Annotated in this window: 20 protein-coding genes and 1 pseudogene; 16 read left to right on the top strand and 5 right to left on the bottom strand. The window is 67.0% G+C overall.

What is annotated here, in order from left to right; genetic code table 11:
- Positions 1-136: 136 nt before the first annotated feature.
- The 6 genes from ACX9NE_RS21070 to ACX9NE_RS21045 are packed head-to-tail and all read left to right on the top strand — an operon-like array spanning position 137 to position 4,417.
- Positions 137-439: an urease subunit gamma gene (locus ACX9NE_RS21070; RefSeq protein WP_459364100.1), complete on the top strand. Its 303-nt coding sequence runs from the start codon at positions 137-139 to the stop codon at positions 437-439.
- Positions 436-750, top strand: coding sequence for an urease subunit beta (locus ACX9NE_RS21065; RefSeq protein WP_459364099.1), 315 nt, complete (start codon positions 436-438; stop codon positions 748-750). Before ACX9NE_RS21070 ends, ACX9NE_RS21065 begins: the two co-directional genes overlap by 4 nt.
- Positions 747-2,468 (top strand): urease subunit alpha, encoded by a 1,722-nt coding sequence (locus tag ACX9NE_RS21060; protein WP_459364098.1) that lies wholly within the window; start codon positions 747-749, stop codon positions 2,466-2,468. Before ACX9NE_RS21065 ends, ACX9NE_RS21060 begins: the two co-directional genes overlap by 4 nt.
- On the top strand, positions 2,468-3,103 hold the full coding sequence (locus ACX9NE_RS21055) for an urease accessory protein UreF (protein WP_459364097.1): 636 nt from the start codon (positions 2,468-2,470) through the stop codon (positions 3,101-3,103). Before ACX9NE_RS21060 ends, ACX9NE_RS21055 begins: the two co-directional genes overlap by 1 nt.
- Before the next feature lie 10 nt (positions 3,104-3,113).
- Entirely contained in the window at positions 3,114-3,779 is a 666-nt protein-coding gene (gene ureG / locus ACX9NE_RS21050; protein WP_459364096.1) for an urease accessory protein UreG, read from the top strand.
- Positions 3,779-4,417: an urease accessory protein UreD gene (locus tag ACX9NE_RS21045; RefSeq protein WP_459364095.1), complete on the top strand. Its 639-nt coding sequence runs from the start codon at positions 3,779-3,781 to the stop codon at positions 4,415-4,417. The genes ureG and ACX9NE_RS21045 overlap by 1 nt, the downstream gene beginning before the upstream one ends.
- A 125-nt stretch (positions 4,418-4,542) precedes the next feature.
- On the opposite strand, the gene ACX9NE_RS21040 is transcribed toward ACX9NE_RS21045, so the two are convergent.
- Positions 4,543-4,875, bottom strand: coding sequence for an Imm63 family immunity protein (locus ACX9NE_RS21040; protein WP_459364123.1), 333 nt, complete (start codon positions 4,873-4,875; stop codon positions 4,543-4,545).
- A 330-nt stretch (positions 4,876-5,205) separates the two neighbouring features.
- On the opposite strand from ACX9NE_RS21040, the gene ACX9NE_RS21035 reads away from it, so the two are divergent.
- From ACX9NE_RS21035 to ACX9NE_RS21025, 3 genes and pseudogenes are all read left to right on the top strand, one after another.
- Positions 5,206-5,595: a TA system antitoxin ParD family protein gene (locus ACX9NE_RS21035; RefSeq protein WP_459364094.1), complete on the top strand. Its 390-nt coding sequence runs from the start codon at positions 5,206-5,208 to the stop codon at positions 5,593-5,595.
- A 22-nt stretch (positions 5,596-5,617) separates the two neighbouring features.
- Positions 5,618-5,920 (top strand): annotated as a pseudogene (locus ACX9NE_RS21030) (zeta toxin family protein); the annotation flags it as partial.
- A gap of 31 nt (positions 5,921-5,951) precedes the next feature.
- Positions 5,952-6,194, top strand: coding sequence for a hypothetical protein (locus tag ACX9NE_RS21025; RefSeq protein WP_459364126.1), 243 nt, complete (start codon positions 5,952-5,954; stop codon positions 6,192-6,194).
- Positions 6,195-6,474: 280 nt separating this feature from the next.
- Here ACX9NE_RS21025 and ACX9NE_RS21020 read toward each other — a convergent pair whose 3' ends face one another.
- The 3 genes from ACX9NE_RS21020 to ACX9NE_RS21010 form a co-directional block, all read right to left on the bottom strand.
- Complete coding sequence (locus ACX9NE_RS21020) at positions 6,475-7,866, bottom strand: NAD(P)/FAD-dependent oxidoreductase (RefSeq protein ID WP_459364093.1); 1,392 nt, start codon at positions 7,864-7,866, stop codon at positions 6,475-6,477.
- Between the two features lie 146 nt (positions 7,867-8,012).
- Complete coding sequence (locus tag ACX9NE_RS21015; protein WP_459364092.1) at positions 8,013-8,933, bottom strand: LLM class F420-dependent oxidoreductase; 921 nt, start codon at positions 8,931-8,933, stop codon at positions 8,013-8,015.
- A 35-nt stretch (positions 8,934-8,968) separates the two neighbouring features.
- Positions 8,969-9,646 carry an SDR family oxidoreductase gene (locus ACX9NE_RS21010; protein WP_459364091.1) on the bottom strand — a complete coding sequence of 226 codons (678 nt, stop codon included), beginning with the start codon at positions 9,644-9,646 and terminating at the stop codon, positions 8,969-8,971.
- 135 nt (positions 9,647-9,781) lie between these two features.
- Between ACX9NE_RS21010 and modA the strand changes: the two genes are divergently transcribed.
- The 7 genes from modA to ACX9NE_RS20975 all read left to right on the top strand — a co-directional run bounded on the left by modA (position 9,782) and on the right by ACX9NE_RS20975 (position 15,411).
- Positions 9,782-10,549 carry a molybdate ABC transporter substrate-binding protein gene (modA, locus tag ACX9NE_RS21005; RefSeq protein ID WP_459364090.1) on the top strand — a complete coding sequence of 256 codons (768 nt, stop codon included), beginning with the start codon at positions 9,782-9,784 and terminating at the stop codon, positions 10,547-10,549.
- 6 nt (positions 10,550-10,555) lie between these two features.
- Positions 10,556-11,350, top strand: coding sequence for an ABC transporter permease (locus ACX9NE_RS21000; protein ID WP_459364089.1), 795 nt, complete (start codon positions 10,556-10,558; stop codon positions 11,348-11,350).
- A 6-nt stretch (positions 11,351-11,356) separates the two neighbouring features.
- Complete coding sequence (locus tag ACX9NE_RS20995; RefSeq protein WP_459364088.1) at positions 11,357-12,457, top strand: sulfate/molybdate ABC transporter ATP-binding protein; 1,101 nt, start codon at positions 11,357-11,359, stop codon at positions 12,455-12,457.
- Between the two features lie 85 nt (positions 12,458-12,542).
- The gene (locus ACX9NE_RS20990; RefSeq protein ID WP_459364087.1) at positions 12,543-13,568 is read left to right on the top strand and encodes an alanine and proline-rich secreted protein Apa; all 1,026 of its coding nucleotides are present in this window, start codon (positions 12,543-12,545) and stop codon (positions 13,566-13,568) included.
- Between the two features lie 99 nt (positions 13,569-13,667).
- A complete protein-coding gene (locus tag ACX9NE_RS20985; protein WP_459364086.1) occupies positions 13,668-13,967 on the top strand; it encodes a GlsB/YeaQ/YmgE family stress response membrane protein in 300 nt (99 codons plus the stop codon).
- A gap of 106 nt (positions 13,968-14,073) precedes the next feature.
- The gene (locus ACX9NE_RS20980) at positions 14,074-14,352 is read left to right on the top strand and encodes a GlsB/YeaQ/YmgE family stress response membrane protein (protein ID WP_065049707.1); all 279 of its coding nucleotides are present in this window, start codon (positions 14,074-14,076) and stop codon (positions 14,350-14,352) included.
- Positions 14,353-14,382: 30 nt separating this feature from the next.
- Positions 14,383-15,411, top strand: coding sequence for a zinc-binding alcohol dehydrogenase family protein (locus ACX9NE_RS20975; RefSeq protein ID WP_459364085.1), 1,029 nt, complete (start codon positions 14,383-14,385; stop codon positions 15,409-15,411).
- On the opposite strand, the gene ACX9NE_RS20970 is transcribed toward ACX9NE_RS20975, so the two are convergent.
- The gene (locus ACX9NE_RS20970; RefSeq protein ID WP_459364084.1) at positions 15,408-16,142 is read right to left on the bottom strand and encodes a CPBP family intramembrane glutamic endopeptidase; all 735 of its coding nucleotides are present in this window, start codon (positions 16,140-16,142) and stop codon (positions 15,408-15,410) included. The genes ACX9NE_RS20975 and ACX9NE_RS20970 overlap by 4 nt on opposite strands.
- Positions 16,143-16,149 lie beyond the last annotated feature (7 nt).

The following is a 16,149-nucleotide window of genomic DNA, read 5'->3' as shown; positions in this document are numbered from 1 at the left end:
TACCCACCGCAACGGCGACCGCAAGCTCATTCGGCGTGAGTCAGGTCGGAGTAGCTGTGAGTTTCCTTGGCGAGTGCGTGGCGTGGCGCCGGTCCGGGATGCCGAGACCGGCAGGGGCGTGGCAGTATCCGAGGACATGCGTCTGACGCCGCACGAGCAAGAGCGACTCCTGTTGTCCTACGCCGCCGAACTGGCCCGCCGTCGTCGGGCCCGGGGGCTGCGGCTCAATCACCCCGAGGCTATTGCGGTGATCACCGACCACATTCTTGAGGGAGCGCGCGACGGCCACACCGTGGCCGAGCTGATGGCCAGCGGATGTGATGTGCTGAGCCGCGACGACGTGATGGAAGGAGTACCGGAAATGCTTGACGACGTGCAGGTCGAGGCGACATTCCCAGACGGCACCAAACTGGTCACCGTGCACCACCCGATCACATGATCCCCGGCGAAATCCTCTACGGCAGTGGCGATATCGAGATCAACGCCGGTGCGCAGCGAGTTGAGGTCGAGGTCGTCAACACCGGTGACCGCCCGGTACAGGTCGGCAGTCATGTGCACCTGCCGCAGGCCAATGCGGCGTTGTCATTCGATCGCACGAAGGCGCACGGCTACCGGCTGGATATTCCCGCCGCGACCGCGGTGCGCTTCGAACCCGGAGTGCGGCAACGCGTCACACTGGTGCCGCTGGGGGGCCGGCGCGAGGTGCACGGTCTGACCCTCGATCCTCCGGGCCGGCTGGACCCGGCATGACGCGGCTGTCCAGACAGCGCTACGCGCAGCTGTTCGGGCCGACGACCGGCGACCGGATCAGGCTGGCCGACACCGACCTGCTGGTGGAGATCACCGAAGACCGCAGTGGAGGACCGGGTCTTGCAGGTGACGAGGCGGTATTCGGCGGCGGCAAGGTGTTGCGCGAGTCGATGGGACAGGGGCGCGCCACCCGGGCGCAGGGCGCACCCGACACCGTCATCACCGGTGCGGTGATCATCGATCACTGGGGAATCATCAAGGCCGACATCGGTATTCGCGATGGCCGCATCGTCGGCATCGGCAAGGCGGGCAACCCCGACACCATGCACGGCGTCCACCGCGACCTGGTGGTCGGTCCCTCGACCGAGATCATCGCCGGCAACGGCAGGATCGTTACGGCGGGCGCCATCGACTGCCATGTCCATCTGATCTGCCCGCAACTGATGACCGAGGCACTGGGTTCCGGCATCACCACCATCATCGGCGGCGGCACGGGACCCGCCGAGGGCAGCAAGGCCACGACCGTTACGCCGGGTTCCTGGCACCTGGCCCGGATGCTGGAAGCCCTGGACGGCTGGCCGGTGAACTTCGCGCTGCTGGGCAAGGGAAATACCGTCAATCCCGAAGGCCTGTGGGAGCAATTGCGCGGCGGCGCATCGGGATTCAAGTTGCACGAGGACTGGGGTTCCACACCTGCGGCCATCGACACCTGCCTGACCGTCGCCGACGCCGCCGGGGTCCAGGTGGCGCTGCACACCGACACCCTCAACGAGATGGGGTTCGTTGAGAACACCCTGGCCGCTATAGCCGGACGGTCAATTCACACCTATCACACCGAGGGCGCGGGCGGTGGGCATGCGCCGGACATCATGACGGTGGCAGCGCACCCGAACGTGCTGCCCAGCTCCACCAACCCGACCCGGCCACATACCATCAACACCCTGGACGAGCACCTCGACATGCTGATGGTGTGCCATCACCTCAACCCGGCGGTGCCCGAAGATCTGGCCTTCGCCGAGAGCCGGATTCGGCCGTCGACGATGGCGGCCGAAGATCTGCTGCACGATCTGGGCGCCATCTCGATGATCGGCAGTGACTCCCAGGCGATGGGCCGCATCGGCGAGGTGGTGCTGCGGACGTGGCAGACCGCGCACGTGATGAAGCGCCGCCGCGGCGCACTGCCCGGTGACGGTGCCGCCGACAACCTGCGGGCCCGGCGCTACGTCGCCAAATACACCATCTGCCCGGCTGTCGCGCACGGCATGGACCACCTGGTGGGCTCGGTGGAGGTCGGCAAACTGGCGGATCTGGTGCTGTGGGAACCGGCGTTCTTCGCCGTGCGCCCGCACGCGGTAGTCAAGGGCGGGGTGATCGCCTGGGCCGCGATGGGGGACGCGAACGCGTCGATCCCGACCCCACAGCCGGTGCTGCCGCGCCCGATGTTCGGCGCCGCCCCGGCGGCCGCGGCGGCGTCCTCGGTGCACTTCGTCGCGCCGGTGGCCCTCGAAGCGGGGCTGGCTGACCGGCTGGCGATCGACCGGCCGCTGGTACCGGTGGCCGACATGCGTGCGGTCGGCAAGGCCGATCTGCCACTCAACGACGCGATGCCCAGCATCGAGGTCGATCCGGACACCTTCACCGTCCGCGTCGACGGCCAGGTGTGGCAGGCTCAGCCGGCCACCGAACTGCCAATGGCACAACGTTATTTCCTGTTCTGATGGCATCGCTCGCGACGCTCCTGGCACTCGCTGATTCCCGGCTGCCCACCGGCACACACGTGCACTCCGGCGGTCTTGAAGAAGCGGTCGCAACCGGCCTGGTGAACAACCTGCCCACCCTGCGGGCATTCCTTACCCGACGAATCCGCACCCACGGGTTGGTCACCGCCTCGATCGCGGTTGCGGTACAGCGCGGTGACCTGACGCTCGAGGACGCCGAGTGCGAAACCGACGCGCGCACACCGGCTCCCGCGGCCCGCGAGGCGTCGCGCAAGCAGGGCCGCGGGCTGGCGAGACTGGCGCGACTGGTCTGGCCCGACCCCGGCTGGGACCAGCTGGGGCGTCAGCCGCATCTGGCGGTCGCGGCAGGCCGCGTGGGCACCCGCAGCGGTCTACCCACGGAACACACCGCGCTGCACATCGTCTACACGACGATGACCGGCTCAGCCACCGCCGCCCAACGACTGCTGGCGCTCGACCCCGCCGAAGTGGCTGCACTGACGATCCGGCTGTCCGGGCTGTGTGAGCACACCGCCACGGCGGCCGCCGCGGGCTTGGCCGAGTTGTCCGACCCACTGCTGGACACGCTGGCACAGCAGCACGCGCAGCGCGAACGTCCACTGTTCGCCTCTTGAAAGGTCAACAATGCCAACCCATTCCCACTCACACAGCCACGCCGACCGGCCCCGACGACTGCGGAAGCCGGGCGAGCCGCTACGCATCGGGGTCGGCGGTCCGGTCGGCTCGGGCAAGACGGCACTGGTGGCGGCCCTCTGCCGGGAACTGCGCGACGAAGTGTCGCTGGCGGTGCTGACCAACGACATCTACACCACCGAGGATGCGGACTTCCTGCGCCGGCACGCCGTGCTGCCGGACGACCGGATCGCCGCGGTGCAGACAGGCGGCTGCCCACACACCGCGATCCGTGACGATATCACCGCGAACCTCGATGCGATCGACGATCTGGAAGCCGCCCACCAGCCGTTGGACCTGATCCTGGTGGAGTCCGGCGGCGACAACCTCACCGCGACGTTTTCCTCGGGCCTGGTCGACGTGCAGATCTTTGTCATCGACGTCGCCGGGGGCGACAAGGTGCCCCGCAAGGGCGGCCCCGGCGTCATGTGCTCGGATCTGTTGGTAGTCAACAAAACTGATCTGGCACCGCTGGTAGGCGCCGATCTGCGGGTGATGGCGCGAGACGCCGAAGCGGTGCGCGACGGCCGTCCCACGGTGCTGCAGTCGCTGACCGAGGACCCGGGCGCCAGCCAGGTGTTGACCTGGGTCCGCAGCCAACTGGTTGCCGCCTTCTGATGGAGTCGCGGGTGCTGCTGGTTGCCTCACCACATCGGCTGCCGCGCATCCAATGGCGGGGCGGTCTTCAGGCCAGGTGCACCGCCCCGGACACGGTGCACCTGGTGTCGACGGCCGCGATCCCGCTGGGCGGTGACACTATCGACATCCGGGTGATCGTCGAGCAGGGTGCCCGGCTTCGGCTGCGCAGTGCGGCGGCCACCGTCGCGTTGCCTGGCCCCGAGGCAGTCACCTCGCACTCCCGGTGGGAGATCGACGTGAGCGGGGACCTGGACGTGGATTTGCAGCCGACGGTCGTGGCCGGCGCGGCCCGGCACGTGTCCGCGGTGGGCCTGCGACTGCACGACGAAGGCCGGGTGCGCCTGCGCGAACGGGTACAGATCGGCCGCTGCAACGAGGATCACGGCTTTTGGTCGGGGTCGTTGCGGGCCGACCGGCACGGCGTGGCGATGCTGCGCCACCGGGTCGAACTCGGCGCCGGGTCACCGGCCGACGACGCACTGTCCGCGCCGCGCGCCATGATCAGCGAATTACACTATCCCGCAACAAATCTCATGACACAACCGGGTTCGACAGTGCTGGCGCTGGCCGGCGGCGGAACGCTGGCCACCTGGCAGGCCGACCGGCTGACCGGCTAGCGCCACCAGACCCGCGAAGACCGGTTCGGAGTTTCGATACCGATAGTCGTATGACGACCGCGTTCCATACCGTGGCGAATCATTCTGGTTCAGGCGATTCGCCCGATACGGTTCTCTGGTCGAAATCAGAGCGGTTCTCCGATGTCAGGCAGTAACGAAATATCTTCCGGTTGGCCGTTACGGAATAGAGCCGCCAGTTCATGTACTCGTCTTTTTGCCCACTCCGCATCAAACTGGTTCAACCAGTGGTATTCGTATTGAAACCGCTCTGCGCGATCTCCCACCTGTTTAGCTGCGCGGCTCGTGACGATATCTTCGCAGTACCAGTAAAGAAGGTCGTCTAGGCTGCCCGCTCTGTCGAATACGAGTTGTCCTCGCTCATAGAACGCAAAGTGGTATTTCCCGTCATCGGCGACGTAGACATTAAGGCCGTCATTAGTTCTGAGCCCTACCTCCATCGGGCGAACTCCTAACAGGTTCGACACCCGATCAATCTCGTCTTGTAAATCACTTGATCTATCGCCCGAGGGGCGGCCCGTACTCATCGAATATTCCCCTGTCTAGCAGTTCCTTGACGCTTACCCGCACGCCCTCAGGTCCCACAACCCGGAATGAACGAACGCTTGTCGACGGTCGAGTCTTGCGTGGTGGCCATGCTGCGTCCAAGCGTTACTCGCGGTGATCGGTTGTTCGTTATGACACGCGGCATCGGGAGTCGTCGAGTACGGCGGGACGTCTTGTAGCGATCTCGTTACAGTCCGTAGCATTGTGCTACAGGAGGTGCGAACATGACGAACGTCGCCGACCGAGTCACCAGGGTTGCCGCCGACCTGATGGACAGCGCCGCTGCCGAGGGTGCCCGCCAAAGCCGATCGGCCAAACAGCAACTCGATCATTGGGCTCGGGTGGGTCGGGCGGTGTCAAGCCACCAGACGGCGTCGCGTCGCCGTGTCGAGGCCGCGCTGGCCGGCGATCTGGACCTCAGCCACATGTCCGAGGATGAGGGGCTCGTCTTCAACGCCGAGATCTCAGCCGCGATCGAGGAATCCCTGGCCGGCGCCCATTACGGTGACCTGCTGGCCGCGCGGGGCATCACGACAGTGGCGCTCAACGACGACGGCGAGATCGTCGAGTACCGGCCCGACGGCACGACCTCGGTGGTCGATGTCGACGGATGAGCGATGACTTCGCGGGGCGTTGGTGAAGCGTCTCGACCTCGTCGTCGGCCCGAACGGTGCCGGGAAGTCGACATTCGTCGCGATCACGTTGGCACCGTTGGTGCCTCGCAGCGTTTTCGTCAACGCCGACGAGATCGCCAAGCGGCGCTGGCCCGATGATCCCGTTACGCATGCCTACGATGCGGCACGGATCGCCGCCGATACCCGCGCCAAGCTGATGGAGGCCGGCAGATCGTTCATCGCCGAGACGGTCTTCTCCCATCCCTCGAAGCTCGACCTGATCCGCGCAGCCCACGACGCAGGCTACGTCGTCACCGTGCACGATCCTGGTCCCCGAAGACCTGGCCGTCGAACGCGTGCAGCGGCGCGTGCGCCACGGCGGTCACGACGTCCCCGAAAACAAGATCCGCGAACGGCACCGCCGACTATGGGAACTTGTGGCCGATGCGATCGAGACCGCCGACACCGCAACGATCTACGACAATTCACGCCGCGACGGTCCCCGCATCGTCGCGCAACTGACCGCAGGCACGATCATCGGCGCACCGACGTGGCCGCGCTGGGCATCAGAGGAACTGATCCGACGCTGGCCCCGGTGAGAGAGGCTTACCTGCAACACGCGGCCAAGAGATTAGAGGCAGGCATCGTGCGGGATGCCTGCCGCGAGGCGTCGCGCCTCCGTCAAAAACGCACAGGCCTTGAGCAGCGCCGTAGCCAATCCTGACGCGCTGCGGTCGGCGACGGCCCGCGCATATCGTGACCGCGACGCGGTGACTAACCTGCTACTGGAAGGCCCGCAGCAAACAGCTAGTCAGCAAAAGGCTAGGCCGCCAACTCGAAGTCAACCACGACAGCCAGGAAAGTTGCGGTCGGGCCCGGCTAGCTGGCTTTTCGGGTGACGGCCCCGGAACTGCGCGCCTCGGCGGCCGCCTCGGCGAGTTGTTCCAGCCGTGTTCGCGCGAAGGCCTGCTGGTCGGTGATGGTCAACTGACCCCGCCGGGTGCTCAGGAAGGTCACTGTCCACGACAGCAACGTGGCGACCTTGGTCTTGAACCCGACCAGGTAGACCAGGTGCAACACCAGCCACATCAGCCAGGCGATGAACCCGCTGAACTCCATCGGGCCGATCTTGGCGACCGCGGAGAACCGCGACACCGTCGCCATCGAGCCCTTGTCGAAGTACTGGAACGGCTCACGCTCGGCCGGGTCGGCGCCGGCGAGTTCGGCCTTGATGTTGTTGGCGACGTACTTGCCGCCCTGAATAGCGCCCTGGGCAACGCCGGGCACACCCTCCACCGCAGCCATGTCACCGATGACGAAGACGTTGGGATGTCCGGGGATGGACAGGTCAGGCAGCACCTGGACCCGGCCGGCCCGGTCGAGTTCGACATCGGACTGCTCGGCGAGGTCGCGACCCAGCCGGCTGGCGGCGACCCCGGCGGACCAGACCTTGCACGCAGACTCGATACGCCGCTCGGTGCCGTCGGCGTCCTTGACGGTGATGCCATTGCGGTCGACGTCGGTGACCATCGCGCCCAATTGAATCTCCACGCCCAGCTTCTCCAGGCGCGCGGCGGCCCGCTCACCCAGCTTTTCGCCGAACGGCGGTAACACGGCCGGTGCGGCGTCCAGGAGGATCACCCGCGCCCTCGTCGAATCGATATGCCGGAAGGCGCCTTTGAGCGTGTGCTCGGCCAATTCGGCGATCTGCCCGGCCATTTCGACGCCCGTCGGGCCGGCGCCGACCACAGTGAACGTGAGCAGCTTGGCGCGGCGTTCGGGGTCGCTGGACCGTTCGGCCTGCTCGAAGGCGCTCAGAATGCGGCCACGCAGTTCCAGCGCGTCGTCGATGGTCTTCATGCCGGGAGCGAACTCGGCGAACTGGTCGTTGCCGAAATACGACTGGCCGGCTCCGGCGGCGACGATCAGGCTGTCGTACGGGTTCTCGTAGGTGTGGCCGAGCAACTCCGAGATGACGACTTTGCGGGCCAGGTCGATGTGGGTGACATTGCCCAATAACACCTGAACGTTGCGCTGCTTGCGCAGGATGACGCGGGTGGTCGGCGCGATCTCGCCTTCCGAGATGATCCCGGTGGCAACCTGATACAGCAAAGGCTGGAACAGGTGGTGGGTGGTGCGAGCGATCAGCTTGATGTCGACGTCTGCGTGCTTGAGTTTCTTTGCCGCAGTGAGTCCGCCGAACCCCGATCCGATGATCACGACGCGATGCCGTTGACGCGGTTCAACTGTGGGTTCTTGTTGGGGGCTCATGTCTCGCTGCTCCTGACGGATCTCCTTGGGCGGGCGATTGCAGTTAGCTAATACCCAAAGCGTAGTCAACCCACCCGCACAAACCCAACCGCGAGCCTGTGCAATTAGCCACACTCAGCGAATTGCGTTCGGTGGCTGCACTTTCGCTATCCGCCGAGCAGCGGGAGCAGAGCTTCAGCGAGGCCGGTGATGACTCCGGGCACGTGGCTGGTGGGGACGTTGATGATCGCGCCGTCCAAGCCGGCGGCCAGTATTTTGGCCTGAACCTGGTCGGCGATCTGTGCGGGACTGCCGACCACCATGTGCCCACGCGCGTTCTCCGGCAGCTGCTCCGGTTTGGCGTTGGCGTCAACGATCGCCGTCAGCATCATGCTGGTCTCAAGGGTGGATGGGTCGCGGCCCGCTTCCTCGCAGCGAGCCTTCACCGCGTCCATCTTGCGAGGCAGTTCATCGAACGCTGCGATGATGTTGAGGTGGTCGGCGTAACGGGCGGCGATGCCGAAGGTTTTCTTCTCGCCACCGCCTCCGATCAGCACCGGGATGCGTTCGCGGTAGCGCGGTTCGGCCGTCGCCGACTCGGCGGTGTACCACTTGCCGGAGAACGTCGGCCGTTCGCCCTCGATCATCGGACCGATGATCTGCAGCGATTCCTCGAGCCGGTTGAACCTGTCGGTGAACGTGCCGAATTCAAAGCCCAGTTGCCGGTGTTCGAGTTCGAACCAACCGGCTCCGATGCCAAGCACGGCGCGGCCGCCGCTGACCACGTCCAGCGTCGTGATCACCTTGGCCAGCAGCGTCGGGTTGCGGTAGGTGTTGCCAGTCACCAGCGTGCCCAGCTGCATCCGCTCGGTGGCGGTGGCCAATGCGCCCAGCGCTGTGTAGGCCTCCAGCATCGGCTGATCCGGGCTTCCCAGCATCGGCAGCTGATAGAAGTGGTCCATCAGGAAAAGCGAGTCGTAGCCGGCGGCTTCGGCTTCCCGCGCCTGCGCGATGACCGTGGGGAAGAGGTTTTCCACACCGGTCCCGTAAGAGAAATTGGGAATCTGGAAGCCAAGCCGAATCGCCACGGTGTTTACCGTAGCTGCCCGCGGGCGGGCCGTGCTCAGGCGAACTGCGCCAGGGCTCCGTGACTGACGTGCAGCGTCTGGCCGGTGATGTGACGGGCCGCCGGAGTGGTCAGGAACAGCGCCAGGCGCGCGATCTCCGCGGTGACGGGTGCCGGAGTTCGCGAGAGCCCTTCGTAACCCGCCTGGACGCTGCGGCCGGCGGCCACGGCGTTGACCGTGATGCCGCGGGTGCCGTACACCTCGGCCTGCCCGCTGACCCAACTGGACACGGCGGCTTTGATCGAGGCGTCCACGCTACCGGCGGGCGGGTTCTCGGTCAGCACCGTGATGATGTGCCCACCGGAGCGCAGGTGGTCGCCTACGCACTGAATCATCAATACCGCAGACAGCAGCGTGGACTCCAGCGTCCGGCGCCACGCGGTGGCCGTGTCGGACAGCGAGTACGCGCGGGGGTCACCGGCATCCCAGGCGGGCGCCGGGATGTTGACGATGGTGTCGAGGTGGTGCGGGAACAACGCCCGCGCCTCCTGCAGGCTGGCAGGGTCGGTGGTGTCACAGACGATCGCGTCGACGTCGAGTTCTTTGGCGACAACTTCGAGGTCACCACCGCGGGCTCCCACCAAGGTGACGGTGTGCCCGTTGTCACGGAAGTTCTCGGCTACTGCACGTCCTAGATCGGTGTCCCCGCCGGTGACTACAACCTCCACTGCCACGACCTCCTCGTGCTATGGCATCATCGCGGTTCATGTTACTGGACAGTAGCTAGCCGAGGAAACCGCGCGTGGCCGCGACGCGCTGACGAGTTGCATAACTATTCGGCCGTATCGTCCCGGCGTTAGGTTTGACCGATGCTGCGCATTCGGGTGCTGGCCGGGTCGGTAACGATTCTGCTGCTCGGCGCGTTGACCGGCTGCAGTTCGGGTTCCCGGCCCGGTCCGGATTCCCGCTCGATGGTGGTGTTTGCCGCCGCGTCGCTCAAGCAGGTCTTCACCTCGATCGGTGGACAGTTCGAGGCCGACAACCCCGGTGTCGCCGTCACGTTCAGTTTCGCGGGTTCCTCGGAGTTGGCCACTCAGCTGATCCAGGGCGCCGGTGCCGACGTTTTCGCATCGGCGGATACCACGCAGATGGACAGGGTGGCCGCGGCGGGGCTGCTGGCCGGCGACGCGATCAAGTTCGCGGCCAACACCCTGGTCATCGCCACCGCGCCGGGCAACCCCAAGAACATCGGCTCATTTGCCGATCTGGCGCGACCGGGGCTCAGCGTGGTGGTCTGCCAGCGGCCGGTGCCGTGCGGCGCGGCTGCTCACCGCATCGAGGACGCCACCGGGGTGCAGCTGCACCCGGTCAGCGAAGAACCGAGCGTCAGCGATGCACTCAACAAGGTCACCACCGGGCAGGCCGATGCCGCGCTTGTCTATGTCACCGACGCGTCCACCGCCGGCAGCAAGGTGACGACGATCAGGTTTCCGCAAGCCGCGCAGGCCGTGAACCTTTATCCGATCGCGGTGCTCAAGCAGGCTCCGCAGGCCGCACTGGCCGCGAAATTCCAGGCGGCTGTGACGGGTCCGGCCGGACGACAGGTCTTGGAGCGGGCGGGCTTCGCCACGCCCTGATCTGCGATGTCCACGCCATCCCATTTCCCCCGCTGGGTCTACCTACCAGCCGCGATGGGGACGCTGTTCGTCGGACTGCCGTTGCTGGCAGTCGCGATCAACGTCGACTGGACCCATTTCTGGCCGCTGATCAGCAGCGACTCTTCGACGACGGCGCTGCTGTTGAGCCTGAAAACCGCCGCGGCCAGCACCTTGCTGTGTGTGCTGTTCGGCGTCCCCATGGCGCTGGTGCTGGCCCGCAGCCGGTTGCGACTGGTGCGGATGATGCGACCGGTGATCCTGCTGCCGCTCGTGCTGCCGCCGGTAGTTGGCGGCATCGCGTTGCTCTATGCATTCGGCCGGTTCGGCCTCCTCGGCCGGTACCTCGAGGCGGCGGGGATCAGCGTTGCGTTCACCACGACTGCTGTCGTGTTGGCGCAGACCTTCGTCTCGCTGCCCTTTCTCGTGATCTCGCTGGAAGGCGCCGCGCGCAGCGCCGGGGCCGGCTACGAGGTGGTCGCGGCGACGCTCGGGGCGCGGCCCACCACGATCTGGTGGCGGGTCAGCCTTCCGCTGCTGGCGCCGGGCCTGGCGTCCGGCGCGGTGTTGGCGTTCGCGCGGTCGCTAGGGGAGTTCGGCGCGACGCTGACGTTTGCCGGATCGCTGCAGGGCGTGACCCGCACGCTGCCGCTGGAGATCTACCTGCAGCGGGTGGGAGACCCTGATGCCGCCGTGGCGTTGTCGTTGCTGCTGGTCGCGGTGGCGGCGGTGGTGGTACTTGGCCTGGGTGCGCGCCGGTTGACCGGGACTCAGGCACGGTAGCCGGCGATGAGTGGCCTGTATGTGCGCGCTGTGGCGGCCGATCGCGGCCTGGACGTGGAGTTCTCGGTGGCCGAAGGCGAGGTGCTCGCCGTTCTGGGGCCCAATGGCGCGGGCAAGTCGACGGCTCTGCATGTGATTGCCGGGTTGGTAAGCCCGAACACGGGCCTGGTGCGGTTGGGCAACCGGGTGCTCACCGACACGGCGAGGGGGATACATCTGCCCACCCACGATCGGCGGGTGGGGCTGCTGCTGCAGGACGCGCTGCTGTTCCCGCACCTCAGCGTGGTCGCCAACGTGGCCTTCGGGCCGCGCAGCCGCAGGGTGGGGTTTCGCACGGCCCGGGACACGGCGCTGCACTGGCTGCGGGAGGTGGCCGCCGAGGAGTGGGCGGACCGCAGGCCCCGCCAGCTGTCCGGCGGCCAGGCACAACGGGTCGCCATCGCGCGGGCGTTGGCCGCCGGACCCGAGTTGTTGCTGCTCGACGAACCACTGGCCGGTTTGGACGTCGCCGCGGCAGCATCGATTCGTGCGGTGCTGCGCGGGGCGGTCAGGCGCAGCGGCTGCACGGTCATCCTCGTCACTCACGACCTGCTGGATGTGTTCGCGCTGGCGGATCGGGTGATGGTGCTCGAGAGCGGCGGGATCGCCGAGATCGGGCGAACCGCCGAGGTCGTCGCAGCTCCGCGGAGTCACTTCGGAGCCCGAATCGCGGGCGTCAACCTGGTTAACGGGACGATCGGCGCAGAGGGGGCCCTGCATGCCCGGTGCGGACGTCGCTGGTACGGCACCGCGAGCACACGGCTTGCGGCCGGCCAGGAAGCTGTCGCGGTGTTCGCGCCGGTGAGTGTGGCGGTTTATCCGGACCCGCCGCACGGCAGCCCGCGCAACACCGTCGAGGTGACCGTCGCGGAGCTGGACACCCGCGGCCCCGGGGTGCTCGTGCGCGCAGCGGACCAGGCTGACGGGGCACCGGGGCTGGCCGCCGCCATCACGCTGGACGCCGCGGCGGAACTGCAGCTCACGCCGGGGGAGCGGGTATGGTTCAGCGTCAAAGCCGCCGAAGTCGCGCTGCATCCGGCGCAGGCCCGGGTGACTCGCCCTGGATGAACGGCGAACCCGGTTCGACAGACATGCCTTCGTGAAAAGCAAGGCCTTCCTTGCTTCGCGGCGTTTACACGGTAGGTTCGTCGCCATGTATCAGGTGGACCCGAACCCGTCACGCCGCAAGGGATTGTGGGCGTCGCTGGCCATCGCTGCGGCGACCGTCGTCACGATTGCGTTGCCGGCACCCTCCAGCGCCGACCCGGAACCGACGCCCACACCGACGCCGACGGTCGCGCCGCCCGCGTCTCCCACTCCGGCGTCGCCGGCGCCTGCCGCTGGGGCACCGGCGGCCACCCCCAGCCCGTCGGCCACGCCTGCACCCGGGACCACCCCCACTCCGAATGCGCAACCGGGCGACCCCAACGCGGTACCGCCGCCGGTCGACCCCAACGCGCCGCCGCCAGCTGACCCCGACCTCGGGCGGGTGACCAACGCCGTCGGCGGATTCAGCTTCATCGTCCCGCCCGGCTGGGTGGAATCCGACGCGTCCCGTCTGGACTACGGCTCGGCGCTGCTGAGTAAGGCGGCGGGCGAACCCCCGATGCCCGGACAGCCCCAGCCGGTGGCCAACGACACGCGCATCGTGTTGGGCCGGCTGGACCAGAAGCTTTACGCCAGCGCTGAGGCAACCAACCCGAAGGCCGCGGTGCGCCTGGGCTCCGACATGGGCGAATTCTTCATGCCCTACCCCGGCACCCGGGTCAACCAGGAGACCGTCCCACTCAACGCCAACGGCATCTCGGGCAGTGCGTCGTACTACGAGGTGAAGTTCAGCGACACGAGCAAGCCGAACGGCCAGATCTGGACCGGTGTGGTCGGGACTCCGGCCGGGGCGACGCCCACTGCCGGACCACCGCAGCGCTGGTTCGTGGTGTGGCTGGGCACGTCGAACAACCCGGTCGACAAGAACGCGGCCAAGGCTCTGGCCGAGTCGATCCGGCCCTGGACGCCTCCCGCGGCTCCGGCACCGGAGGCCGTCCCGGGGGCGCCGGCCCCCGCTCCGGCCGCTCCGGCCGAACCCGGCGCCCCGGCTCCCAGCCCGGCTCCGGCACCCGCCCAGGCGCCGGCGGGCGGCACTCCCGCATCGACCCAGCCGCGTAACCAACCGGCATAGCCCGAAAGCGAATCGACAGTCCATTCGTTACGCGGAAGGCGTATACCGATAGCACGGTCCAGTGATTGAGCTGGGCCTGCCACCGGAGAGGAAAACCTGATGGACGTCATGGCAGCCACTGAACTTCTCGCTCGCTCAACGACGCTGACCAGTGTGGGCTGGATCGGCTACATCATCATCGGCGCTCTCGCAGGCTGGATCGCCGGCAAAATCGTCAAAGGAGCAGGATCCGGCATTCTGATGAACATCGTCGTCGGCATCGTCGGCGCGCTGATCGGCGGTTTCCTGCTCAGCTTCGCCTTCGATACCGCTTCGGGCGGCTGGTGGTTCACCTTCTTCACCGCGATTCTGGGTTCGGTGATCCTGCTCTGGCTCGTCGGTATGGTGCAACGGCGCTGATTAGCCAGGCACCGGCCGTAATTCACGGATTCGGGCGATTGGCGGCACTCCCACCGGGTATTACTCCGAGGTCCCCTCGACAAGTTAATACCTGAAGGAGATGGTCATGGTCCTGCACATCATTGGAATGATCGTTCTCGGTCTGATCGTCGGGCTGATTGCGCGACTCATCGTCCCTGGTAGGCAACCAATGGGCTGGATCGCCACCGCATTGCTTGGAATCGTCGGCGCCTACGTCGGCGGCACCCTGGGCAGCGTCGTCTTTCCGCCGCACAAGTTCACGATCACGCCGCCCATCAACCATTCGTTCCTCGGGGCACTGGTTGGCGCGGTATTGCTGCTGTTGATCTACAAATTCGCCACGTCGCGCACTCGCACCCTGTAGCAGCGAGGTCCTCAGCGGCATGATGGATTGATGGCCACCCCGACATCCGTCAAAACCATGACCGCGTGGCAGGTGCGCCGGCCCGGGCCGATGGACAGCCGGCCGCTTGAACGCGTCACCACCGAAGTCCCGCGCCCCGGTCCGGGGGAACTGCTGGTCGCTGTGTCGGCCTGCGGGGTGTGCCGGACCGACCTGCACGTCACCGAAGGCGACCTTCCCGTTCACCGCGATCGGGTCACACCCGGCCACGAGGTGGTCGGAGAAGTCGTTCAGGCCGGTCCGGAAGCCGGCGACGAGTTCCGGGTGGGGGACCGGGTGGGGATCGCCTGGCTCCGTTACACCTGCGGAGAGTGTAAGTACTGCCGCCGGGGCGACGAGAATCTGTGTCCGCAATCCCGCTACACCGGCTGGGATGCCGACGGGGGCTACGCCGAATTCGCCACCGTCCCCGCGGCTTTCGCACACCCATTGCCGAGCGGCTACAGCGACAGCGAGCTTGCGCCGTTGCTGTGCGCAGGAATCATCGGCTACCGGTCGCTGTTGCGGGCCGAGCTGCCCGCCGGTGGCCGATTGGGGTTGTACGGATTCGGGGGCAGCGCCCACATCACCGCGCAGGTCGCCCTGGCCCAGGGCGCCGAAGTACACGTCATGACCCGCGGCGCCCGGGCCCGCGAGCTGGCGATGGAATTGGGAGCCGCCTCCGCGCAGGAGGCCGGCGATCCGCCACCGGTGCCGCTGGACGCCGCAATCCTGTTCGCTCCCGTCGGCGATCTGGTGCTGCCCGCGCTGGCGGCCCTCGACCGCGGCGGCACTTTGGCGGTGGCGGGAATTCATCTCAGCGACATACCGCCTCTCAATTATCAGCGGCACCTGTTCCAGGAAAGGCAAATCCGGTCGGTCACGTCCAACACCAGGGCCGACGCCCGCGCTTTCCTGGACTTCGCGGGACGCCATCACATCGAGGTCACCACGCCCGAATACCCCTTGGCCGAGGCGGATCAGGCGTTGGCCGCCCTCAGCTCCGGCGAGATCGCGGGCGCCGCCGTGTTGCTGGTCTAAGTGGACAGGTGCCAGACGAGGGCGGCGGCCAGGGCGCCGACACCGTTCAGCGACCAGTGCAGAGCGATAGGCGCGATGAGGCTGCCACTGCGACGGCGTAACCAACTGAACACGAAACCCGCGGCACCGGTGGCCACCACAGCCATCGTCACCCCGGCCAGCATGCCGAATACTCCACCGCCGAACAGTCGGGTGAAGCCGACGTTGTTGGTCGTCAAACCCAGCGACGTCGCGATGTGCCAGAGGCCGAACAGCAGCGACCCGGCCATCGCCACCCCGCGGAAACCCCAGGCCCGGTGCAGCGCGCCGTGCAGCACCCCGCGGAACACCAGTTCCTCGGGGATAACGGTCTGCAGCGGAATGATGACCATCGAGGCGACCAGCGCCCCCGAGATCGTCGCGTAGTGGTTGTTCAGGAACATCGGGCGGGTCATCGGCAGCACCACGCCGATCGCGATCACCGACACAACCAGTCCGACGGCCGCCAATGCGTAGCCCAGCCCGGATCTCCAGTGTTCACGACCGAGACCGAGTTCGGTCCAGTCCAGACCGCGCCATCGGACGAGGAACACCAGCCCGACGGCGGCGACCGGAACCGTCGCGATACTCGCCCAGGCCGTGGTGAAGTGCGCGACCAGGTTCGTAAGCACCAGGACGGCGATGACGACGGCAATGTCGACGTGGAGCCGAAAGCGGTCGTACTGCGGGAGGGCGGGGGCGTGATCAGGCATCGTCGCG

Source organism: Mycobacterium sp. ML4, from assembly GCF_054515735.1.
Note: the sequence above shows the minus strand (reverse complement) of the source record. Positions and strands in the feature narration are given on the sequence as shown.